Source organism: Tateyamaria omphalii, from assembly GCF_019802125.1.
Taxonomy (GTDB): domain Bacteria; phylum Pseudomonadota; class Alphaproteobacteria; order Rhodobacterales; family Rhodobacteraceae; genus Tateyamaria; species Tateyamaria omphalii_B.
On record NZ_JAHVHT010000010.1, the window covers coordinates 50,154 to 59,923 of the forward strand.

9 protein-coding genes and 1 pseudogene are annotated in these 9,770 nt (G+C 62.1%); all 10 read right to left on the reverse strand.

Annotated features, from left to right (window positions below; all coding sequences use genetic code 11):
- Positions 1 to 20: 20 nt before the first annotated feature.
- Positions 21 to 1,367, reverse strand: coding sequence for a sigma-54-dependent transcriptional regulator (locus KUV51_RS22020; RefSeq protein WP_222523613.1), 1,347 nt, complete (start codon positions 1,365 to 1,367; stop codon positions 21 to 23).
- A gap of 4 nt (positions 1,368 to 1,371) precedes the next feature.
- A complete protein-coding gene (locus tag KUV51_RS22210) occupies positions 1,372 to 1,497 on the reverse strand; it encodes a hypothetical protein (protein WP_261386007.1) in 126 nt (41 codons plus the stop codon).
- Positions 1,494 to 2,807: a c-type cytochrome gene (locus KUV51_RS22025; protein ID WP_222523614.1), complete on the reverse strand. Its 1,314-nt coding sequence runs from the start codon at positions 2,805 to 2,807 to the stop codon at positions 1,494 to 1,496. Before KUV51_RS22025 ends, KUV51_RS22210 begins: the two co-directional genes overlap by 4 nt.
- Positions 2,788 to 3,987: a formate dehydrogenase subunit gamma gene (locus KUV51_RS22030; RefSeq protein ID WP_222523615.1), complete on the reverse strand. Its 1,200-nt coding sequence runs from the start codon at positions 3,985 to 3,987 to the stop codon at positions 2,788 to 2,790. Before KUV51_RS22030 ends, KUV51_RS22025 begins: the two co-directional genes overlap by 20 nt.
- A 36-nt stretch (positions 3,988 to 4,023) precedes the next feature.
- Positions 4,024 to 4,650, reverse strand: a complete 627-nt coding sequence (locus tag KUV51_RS22035; RefSeq protein ID WP_410001091.1) for an FKBP-type peptidyl-prolyl cis-trans isomerase — start codon at positions 4,648 to 4,650, stop codon at positions 4,024 to 4,026.
- Positions 4,651 to 4,919: 269 nt separating this feature from the next.
- A complete protein-coding gene (gene fdh3B / locus KUV51_RS22040; RefSeq protein ID WP_039689579.1) occupies positions 4,920 to 5,528 on the reverse strand; it encodes a formate dehydrogenase FDH3 subunit beta in 609 nt (202 codons plus the stop codon).
- 12 nt (positions 5,529 to 5,540) lie between these two features.
- Positions 5,541 to 8,438, reverse strand: coding sequence for a formate dehydrogenase subunit alpha (locus KUV51_RS22045; protein ID WP_222523617.1), 2,898 nt, complete (start codon positions 8,436 to 8,438; stop codon positions 5,541 to 5,543).
- Positions 8,439 to 8,586: 148 nt separating this feature from the next.
- On the reverse strand, positions 8,587 to 8,772 hold the full coding sequence (locus KUV51_RS22050; RefSeq protein ID WP_222523618.1) for a twin-arginine translocation pathway signal protein: 186 nt from the start codon (positions 8,770 to 8,772) through the stop codon (positions 8,587 to 8,589).
- A gap of 53 nt (positions 8,773 to 8,825) precedes the next feature.
- Positions 8,826 to 9,434 carry a molecular chaperone gene (locus tag KUV51_RS22055; protein WP_222523627.1) on the reverse strand — a complete coding sequence of 203 codons (609 nt, stop codon included), beginning with the start codon at positions 9,432 to 9,434 and terminating at the stop codon, positions 8,826 to 8,828.
- A gap of 14 nt (positions 9,435 to 9,448) precedes the next feature.
- Positions 9,449 to 9,770: pseudogene (locus KUV51_RS22215) on the reverse strand (DUF3306 domain-containing protein); the annotation flags it as partial.

Below are 9,770 nucleotides of genomic sequence, written 5' to 3' on the forward strand. Positions count from 1 at the left end.
TAGCCCTAGGACCGTCACAGTCATTCCGACCAGGCCGCCATCCGACGGTCGATGGTCTTGCGCGACACACCCAGCCGCCGCGCCGCCTCGGCCCGGTTGCCATCACACAAATCAATCATGCGTAGGATGTGGCGCTGCACCACAAGCTCGAGGTTCTCGATGGCCTGCGCGCCAGTCACGCTGCCATGGCCGGAAAACTCCTCCGGAAAGGCGCCCAGAATGACCGACCGCTCAATCAGGTTGCGCAGCTCCCGCACGTTGCCGGGCCAATCATAGCGGCGCAGCTTCAGCAGCGTTTCCTCGTCCAGCTCCAACGACGGCATGGCGAGCGAGGCCGAAAACTGCGCCATGAAATGCGCGGCCAGTTCGACAATATCATCCATCCGGTCCTTGAGCGGCGGCATATCGATCTTGACCACGTGGATGCGGTGATAGAGGTCCGCACGGAAGCGACCCGCAGCGACCGACGCTTCAATGTCGTCATTCGTGGCGAACAGAAACCGGACGTTCAGCGGAATCTCACGCTCGGCCCCGACAGGGCGAACCTTCTTGTCCTCCAGCACGCGCAACAAGGCCGCCTGCACCGTCTCCGGCATCTGCGCAATCTCATCCAGCAGCAGTGTGCCGCCATCAGCGAGCAGCAAAAGCCCCGGCTTCAACCGATCCTCCGCCTCGACGACGCCAAACAGCTCCTCTGCAAACCGATCCGGCTGGATCGTGGCACAGTTCACCGGGACAAAGGGCGCCTCGGCCCGGTCCGACAGGTCATGTAGGTGCCGCGCGGCCATCTCCTTGCCCGTCCCGCTGGCGCCAGTGAACAGAACCGGCGTGGGCAATGGCGCCAAGCGTGCCAGCATCGCGCGTACATCTTCCATCGGCTCGGAGTTACCGAGCAGCTTCCCGTGTCCCTGACCCGAGGACAGTTCACGCCGCAGCAGCGTATTGTCGCGTTGCAAATATTTGCGGTCCAACGTCCGCGCCACCGCGCTCAGGATCTGGTTGGCCCGAAACGGCTTCAGCACAAAGTCACTGACGCCTGCCCGCAACGCTGCAATCGCCGTCTCAAGATCTGCATAGGCCGTGATCAGGATCGCATCCGCAAAGAACCCCTTGCGCTTCTGCTCAGTCAACCAATCGAGGCCCGTACCCCCCGGCATCAGGTTGTCGAGGATCACCAGATCATACTGCGCCTCATCCAACGCCTTGGTCGCTTGGGCAGGCGAACCCACCGCGTCCACCCGCTTGACCCGCGGCTCCAGCGTCTTGGTCAGGAAATGGCGCATCCCCGGTTCGTCATCGATGACCAGCACCTTTGCGCCAGCCAGCGACTTGCCGTAAATGTCCGGGGTCGAGCGGGGGGCGTTCATCGGATCAATCCAGCCTCACCGCATCGCCCGAGCCCACAGCCCCAGCCGTCAGGCCAAGCTGTTGCAGGGCGAAATACGACCCCACAGAAATCACGATCAACGCGGCAAAGCCCATCATCATGGCCTTCATTGTCTCTCCTCCTTGGTTGCCGTGCGCAGATACGCGATCAGATCGGCGCGGTCCTGCGGTGCGGCAATCACCTGCATCGGCATTTTCGAGCCGGGGATATAATGATCCGGCCCCTCGTCAAACAGCGCGTCAATGGTGGTGTCGTCCCACACTATGTCCGACCCATCCAGCGTTGGCGAGTAGCGATAGCCTGGCACCACCCCCGCCTTCCGCCCGAACACCCCGTGCAATGTCGGCCCCGCCTTGCGCGACGGCCCGTTCTCAAGACTATGGCAGATCGAGCATTTGCGCATGAACTGCCGTTCGCCATTGCTCATCGTCTCGGCATCGCGCAGGAAGCTGCGCGTGTCGCCCCCTGCGGGATCATATGTATCGAGCAGCGCCACCGGCCAGGCATAGATCACATCGTCGATGCCCCCGGCATGGATCACGGTACCGTCAGTGGAAAACGCCAGCGCCCAAACCGGCCCCTGCCGCATGGCGCGAAAATCGCGGGTGATGCGCCACTCGTTCGTATCCACCATCATTATGTGGCCCTCGCCATCGCCGATGGCAAGCTGACCGGTGGGGACATGATGCTCCATTGACAGGATCGGGCGGCGGTCGAGGGTGAAATCCGCGATCTGCTCACCCGTCTCGACGTCAATCACGCGCGTGACCCCATCGACCGCACCGTAGGCCAACCAGCCCTGCGGCTCGTTCACGACGATCTCGTTGACGGCAAAGCCGTTGGACGCGAGCACGCGGGGCACGCCATCGGTCGCCCAGACACGCACGGTTCCATCGCTCGACGCAGAGTAGATGCGCGTTCCATCCTCTGAAAAGGCCACCGCATTGACCCCTGCATCATGGCCTAAAAGGTCCCGACGCACAGCGGTCCAGGACCCGTCATCGTCGACCTTTCCAACATTCCAGACACCAATGCTGCCGTCCCATGATGCCGTCGCGATGGTCGGACCATCTGGGGCCATGGCAGTCGCAATGTCCTGTATCTTGCCCTTGTGCTTGCCAAGCAGATGGCCCGTGTTGCCCTCCCACAACCACAGCGCAAAGTCGTCGCCGCCCGATAACAGGATGCCCGGCTGAAACGGCTCAACCGTGGTCACGGCCGCGTCATGGCCCTCAAGCCACAACGGCTCGACACCGTCCCACAGCCCGACCGAATTATCGAAGCTGGCCGACGCAAGCGTGCCGTCATCGGTTACGACCAACCCCATCACGGGACCGCCGTGGCCCTTATATGTGGTGAACTCCTGCGCCCCGACCGGCAGGGCAAGACACAGAAACAGGCTACTCAGCAGGCGTTGCATCTTTGGGCGCGGCCTTGTCCTTTGCCTGCAGTTCCTCCAGCCACAGCGAATGGTGCTGACGGGCCCAAGCCTCGTCCACCTCGCCCGACCCCATCGCGTCATAGGCACCCTCCATGCCCACCGAGCCGATGTAGATGTGCGCGATGATGATCGCCATCAGGACAAAGGCAACGATGGCGTGCCAGGCCTGCGCGTACTGCATCTCTTCATGCGGAGCCATTGCGGTGGGCAGTGGCCCGTAGATCGGCAAGCTCTCGATCCCGACGCTGCGCATCAGGTCAAAGGTTTTCATGAACATCGGAAATTCGAAGGGGAAGAGCAGCGACACCCCGGACAGGGAGATCGACCCACCCAGCAGGATCACTGACCAGAAGATGATCTTCTGCCCGCCGTTGAACTTCTTGGCGGGTGGGTGCTTGGACCCGACGATACCGCCGGCCTGGGCAAACCACGTGATGTCGGTGCGGTTCGGGATGTTGTGCCAGACCCACATGATGAAGATCGCGACCAGCGCGACCATAAAAGCCCAGGCCACGTTGTTATGGATATACTTCGACGCCATCAGCAGCGTCGCGTTGAATTCCTTGGAGATATATGGCGCGATGAACATGCGCCCGAACAAGGTCAGCAAACCGGTGATGCCCAGCAAAATGAACGACCCCGCCAGCAGCCAATGCGCGGCCCGTTCGAATGACTTGAAGCGCGTCACGGTGCGCCCGGTCTTTTCATAGTCCAGCCTCACCTTGCCGCGCAGAACAAAGAATACGAGCAACAGGGCAAGCGTCCCAAGCAGCAGATAGCCACCATATTTGGCCAGCGGCCCCTGACGGAACTCCAGCCACGCCATACCGCCATCCTGCACCAGCACGGTGGCCACCTCGCCCCCTGCTGACACGGTGATGTCGGCCGACCCATAGCGCAGCGCGCGCCACAGGTCAGGGTCGGACGCGCCGCCGAGGGTACCAAGCTGACCGGACAGATCGCGCGCGTTGCTCGTGGCATCGCCGGTCTTCGGTGCGACTTCCTCGCCGCGTTGGCGGGCCAGAATATCTTCGAGTGTTTGCGCCCCGCCAGTGGCGGAGCGGTCGATGGTTTGTTGCGCATCTTGCGCCGCGGCATGAGGTGCGGCCAGGGGCATAAGCCCCAGGCAAAGCACAAAAATCAGAAATGCACGTAGCATGTCATGTCTCTCCATTTGCCGCGGGAGGACGCGGCGTTAACTGTCGATGCTGATCAACTCGATGGTGAAATTCAGCACTTCGTTGGGGCCAATCGCCTGACCCGCGCCTTGGGTGCCATAGGCAAGCTCGGAAGGAATCCAGACCTCCCACTTGGCACCCGGTTTCATCAGTTGCAGAGCCTCCTGCCAGCCCTGGATGACGCCATTGACAGGGAAGCTCGCTGGCTCGCCACGCTCGATCGAGCTGTCAAAGACTGTGTCGTCCAACAGGCGGCCTTCGTAGTGCACGGTCACGGTGTCGGTCTCGGCTGGGGTTTCCCCGGTGCCTTCCTCGACCACCTGATATTGCAGGCCACTATCAGTGGTGGTGACGCCGTCGCGTGCGCCGTTTTCCTCCAGAAACTCCGTGTTTTCGGATAGCTTGGCTTCGGACGCGCGGGCATTCAGCGCCTCAAAGGCTGCGACAATCGTTTCTTGGTCCAGACGCGGATCGGCCCCCGCCTCGATATCGGCGATGCCCTGCACAAAGGCGTCGAGGTCAAACTCCAACTCGTCATTCTGGGCAAGGTTTTCGCCAATCTGCAGACCCAAGCCGTAGCTGACACGGGAATCCACCGACTCCAGCGGCGGGCCGTCCTGTGCCAGCACAGGTGCAGCAGACATAAGCAGGGCGCTGACAGTCAGCGCGGACATGAAACGAGGCATGGTGAACCTTTCAGGATAAGAAAACATCATGACGCCGTTGCTAGTGCCTGCGGGGGTCGAACCCAAATCAACAGAAGCGGAGCGCGCGAAACCTCGCTGCACGCCGGTGCGGAAACGGGCATGTGCCCGCCTTTGTGTGTGTGAGTGCCCGGACGACCTTGCCGTCGTCCGGGCCAGAGGGGATCACCGCGGCTGGCTAAGCACACTGGCCAGTGGTCCCCCGTCGCTTAGCCGTCCTGACGGCCGTAGGCAGAGCCCCAGCCCCAAGCGCCCGAGCCGAAGCCACGCGCCACGACACGCTCGCGGTAGATAGCGGACACAACGTCGCCATCACCCGCCAGCAGCGCCTTGGTCGAACACATCTCGGCGCAGATGGGCAGCTTGCCCTCGGCGATCCGGTTGCGCCCATACTTGGCGAACTCGGCGGTCGAGTGGGTCTCTTCGGGACCACCGGCGCAGAAGGTACATTTGTCCATCTTGCCGCGGCTGCCAAAGTTGCCGGCCTGCGGGAATTGCGGCGCGCCGAAGGGGCACGCATAGAAGCAATAACCACACCCGATGCAGAGGTCCTTGGAGTGCAGAACCACCCCTTCCTCGTTCTGGTAAAAGCAGTCTACCGGGCAGACCGCCATACAGGGTGCATCGGAACAGTGCATGCAGGCCACGGAGATCGACCGTTCACCGGGATCACCATCATTGATGGTGACCACGCGGCGGCGGTTGATGCCCCAGGGCACTTCATGCTCGTTCTTACAAGCCGTGACACAGGCGTTGCATTCAATGCAGCGCTCGGCGTCGCATAGGAACTTGGCTCTCGCCTGTCCTCCTAATGCCATGTCGTCTCCTCCTTACGCTGTCCAGATTTTGCAGAGAGTCGCTTTGGTCTCCTGCATCTGGGTTACACTGTCATAGCCATAGGTCTGGGCGGTGTTGGTGCTTTCGCCCAACACATATGGATCGGCACCCTCGGGATACTTCGAGCGTTGATCCTCACCCTGGAAATGACCGCCAAAGTGGAAGGGCATGAAGGCCACGCCTTCGCCCACCCGGTTGGTGACCATCGCCATCACCTTGACCTTGCCGCCTTCGGGCCCTTCGACCCAGACCTGGCTGCCGTCCCGCACACCAAGATTGTTGGCGTCACGCGGGTTGATCTCGACAAACATGTCCTGCTGCAACTCGGCCAGCCACGGGTTCGAACGGGTCTCGTCCCCGCCACCCTCGTACTCGACCAGACGGCCGGAGGTGAGGATGATCGGGTAGTCCTTCGAAAAGTCCTGTTTCTGGATTGACGCATACAAGGTCGGCAGCCGGTAGGCGTGACGGTCCTCGTATGTGGGATAATCCGCAACAAGATCCCTGCGGTTGGTATAGAGCGGCTCGCGGTGCAGCGGCACCGGATCGGGGAAGGTCCACACGACCGCGCGGGCCTTGGCGTTCCCGAAGGGCGCACAGCCATGCTTGATCGCCACCCGCTGGATGCCGCCCGACAGGTCGGTCTTCCAGTTGGTCTTGGGTCCCGCCACGGCATCGATTGCCGCGCGTTCCTCGTCCGTGAGATCACCCTCCCAGCCAAGGTCCATGAGCATCTGCATCGTGAATTCAGGGTATCCGTCCTGAATTTCCGAGCCCACGCTATAGACCCCTTCGGCCAGCAGGTTGTCACCGTCCCGCTCAACACCGAAACGCGCGCGGAAGGTGAGACCACCCTCAGCCACAGGCTTCGACATATCATACAGGTTCGGCGTACCCGGGTGGTTCATCTCGGGCGTGCCCCAGCTGGGCCATGGCATCCCGTAGTAATCCCCGTCGGCAGGGCCGCCCACGGCTTGCAGCGTCGTTCGGTCGAACGTGTGCTGGTTGGCCATGTGGGTCTTGATCCGCTCAGGTGACTGACCGGTGTACCCGATGGTCCACATGCCGCGGTTGATCTCGCGCAGCGTATCTTCCGGGTTCGGGGTCAGACCATCCTCTTCCAACTGGATGTTGCGGAACATCCGGTCGTGATACCCGAACTTCTTCGCAAACAGCGCGATGATCTCGTGATCGGGCTTGGATTCAAAGAGCGGCTCGATGATCTGCTCACGCCACTGAATGGACCGGTTGGATGCGGTCACCGACCCGCGCGTCTCGAACTGGGTCGAGGCAGGCAGCAGGTACACCCCATCTGTGCGGTCATGCAGCACGGCGGAAACGGTCGGGAAGGGGTCGATGACGACCAGCATATCCAGCTGCTCCATCGCCTTCTTCATTTCCGTCATCCGGGTCTGCGAGTTGGGCGCGTGGCCCCACAGCACCATGGCACGGACCTTGTTGGGCTGATCCGTATTCTCCGGATCCTCCAACACACCGTCGATCCAGCGCGATACCGGAATACCGCTCAGGTTCTGCAGCGCCTTTTCCTTGCCATCGGCACCGGTGGTGGTGGCGAACTGAGCAGCCAACCACTCGGGGTCTTCACCCCAAACGCGGCTCCAGTGACCCCAAGCGCCCGCCGACAGACCATAGTAGCCCGGCAGCGTGTGGGACAGAACACCAAGGTCCGTAGCCCCCTGCACGTTGTCGTGGCCGCGGAAGATGTTGGTGCCGCCACCGCTTGTGCCCATGTTGCCCAGGGCAAGCTGCAGGATGCAGTAGGCGCGGGTATTGTTGTTGCCGTTGGTGTGCTGCGTGCCACCCATGCACCAGATCACGGTGCCGGGGCGGTTGTTGGCCATGGTGCGGGCCACACGCTTCAGCTGCGAACCGGGGGCTCCGGTCACACGCTCGACTTCCTCGGGCGTCCACTTGGCGACTTCTTCCTTGATCTGGTCCATGCCCCAGACACGGGTGCGGATGAACTCCTTGTCCTCCCACCCGTTGTCAAAGATGTGCCAGAGTATACCCCAGACCAGCGCCACGTCGGTGCCGGGACGGAAGCGCACATACTCGTCCGCATGGGCTGCGGTGCGGGTAAAGCGCGGGTCACACACGATGACGGGGGCGTTGTTCTGCTCCTTGGCGCGCAAGAGGTGCAGCAGGGACACGGGGTGTGCCTCGGCCGGGTTGCCGCCAATGATAAAGATCGCCTTGGAGTTATGGATGTCGTTGTAGCTGTTGGTCATGGCGCCGTAGCCCCATGTGTTCGCAACACCCGCAACGGTGGTCGAGTGACAGATCCGCGCCTGGTGATCCACGTTGTTTGTGCCCCAATAGGCAGCGAACTTGCGGAACAGGTACGCCTGTTCATTGTTGTGCTTGGCCGAACCCAGCCAATAGACACTGTCCGGGCCGCTTTCTTCCCGGATGTTCATCATGCCGCCGCCGATCTCGTCGATGGCTTGCTCCCATGAGATACGGACCCATTCGCCGTTCTCTTTCTTCATGGGATACTTCAGGCGGCGTTCACCGTGGGCGTGCTCGCGAACAGCGGCACCCTTGGCACAGTGAGACCCGAGGTTGAACGGGCTGTCCCAGCCGGGCTCCTGACCCGTCCAGACGCCGTCCTGCACCTCGGCCACGACCGTACAGCCGACCGAGCAGTGCGTGCACACCGATTTCTTCAATTCCACCTTGCCCGCTGCCGCCGTGGCAGCGCTGGCCTGGGTGACGGTTCCGCCCGTGGCGGCAATGGCCGAAAGGCCCCCGATCACCAGTCCCGATCCGCGCAAAAACGCGCGCCGGTCTACCGAAGCGTTGGCTGCTTCAGTCAGGATACTTGTCCGCTGGGGGCGTCTCGCAACCCCGTTGGTCTTTTTCCTAAGCATATCGCTCTCCCTTGCTTGCACCCCCTTGCCGGGGCCGCTCGCTTGGTTTCTTCTTTGGCTCTCAGCAGTCGGGCGTCACGCAACCAGTCGCTGATCCCCTGCCCCGTCCGGGCTTATTCCCGGGCGCAGCGTTTCCTCCCCGCTTCGCTCAGAAGCGTGCGCTGTCAAAATACGCGCGGGTGTGCGCTGTATCCTGCATCTTCTCCGAGGTCAGATCAGGCTCTGCCGCCTCGGCCTGCGCGCCGGTCGCAACCGCCACCGCCGCAACGGGCGCCGTGGTTCCAGCCAGCTTCAGAAAGTCACGGCGCGATGCCCCGTCTTCCTTCTTGCTCATCGAAAGGTCTCCTTTCGCTGTTTTGGCCGGGTTGCCCCGACCGGTTTGACGCCTCAATCGGCGCCGCTCATCCGGAAGGCTTCCGCCTCCACGGCCATGAAAATCTTCCCCACCGTCCCGACGGGCGTGTAGAAAACGGACGTCTTCGCCTCTTCCAGGTCGGTAAAGAAGTGGCCCGCCCAGGGACCGATATGCTTGTTGAAGAACTCTTTCTGCGCGCCCAGATCAGCGGGCGTGCCAAAGCGGCCCACGATCATGGCGCCCATCATCTCCATTAGGCTGGCAATGCTGTCTTCGGGCTCGAACACCGTCTCGGACCGCTGCATCCCGATGCGGGTCATGTCCTGACGCAAGCTGGCCAGCGGCTTTTCGTTCAGGAACCCGGTCAGGTAGTAGCTGGCAAAGGGCAACAACTCACCCCGGCCCAGACCGATGAACAGCTTGTTGAACTCGGATTGCGCGGCCCGGGGCTTCGTCACGCGGGCCAGCTTGGCAAGCGTACCAATGGCTTGACCCAGCTCGGTCTCATCGCCGGACAGGCCTGCGGTCTGCGTCAGCAGCATCTCGTCCGGCGGTCCGGCCAGCAGCGCGCCCAGAAAGTTGAAAAGCTCGGCGCGGGCCCGATCCATGTCTGCGATTTGAATGTCTTCAGCGGCTGTCATCTTCGGGTCGTCCATCATGCAGTGTCAAAGGCAAAGCGCATCCGGCGTTGCGGCATCGCTATGGGTTCGGGGTCAGGCTCGGGCGGTGGAGCTTGGGCGACAATCAGCGGGGCCTCATCGGTGTCCACCTCTTCGGCGGGAACATCCTCTTCCGCTTCAACCTCAGGCGCTTGGTCTTCCTCTTCATCCTCAAGGAAGGCCGACGCCATGCCCTTGCCCACTTGGTACACGGTCTGCATCTTCTCGATGACAGTGGCCGCGTCGGTGAAATCCTCACCGTAGTCCACCAGCCCATCCAGATTGGCGAGCACCGGGTTCAACCGCCACAAGCGGCGA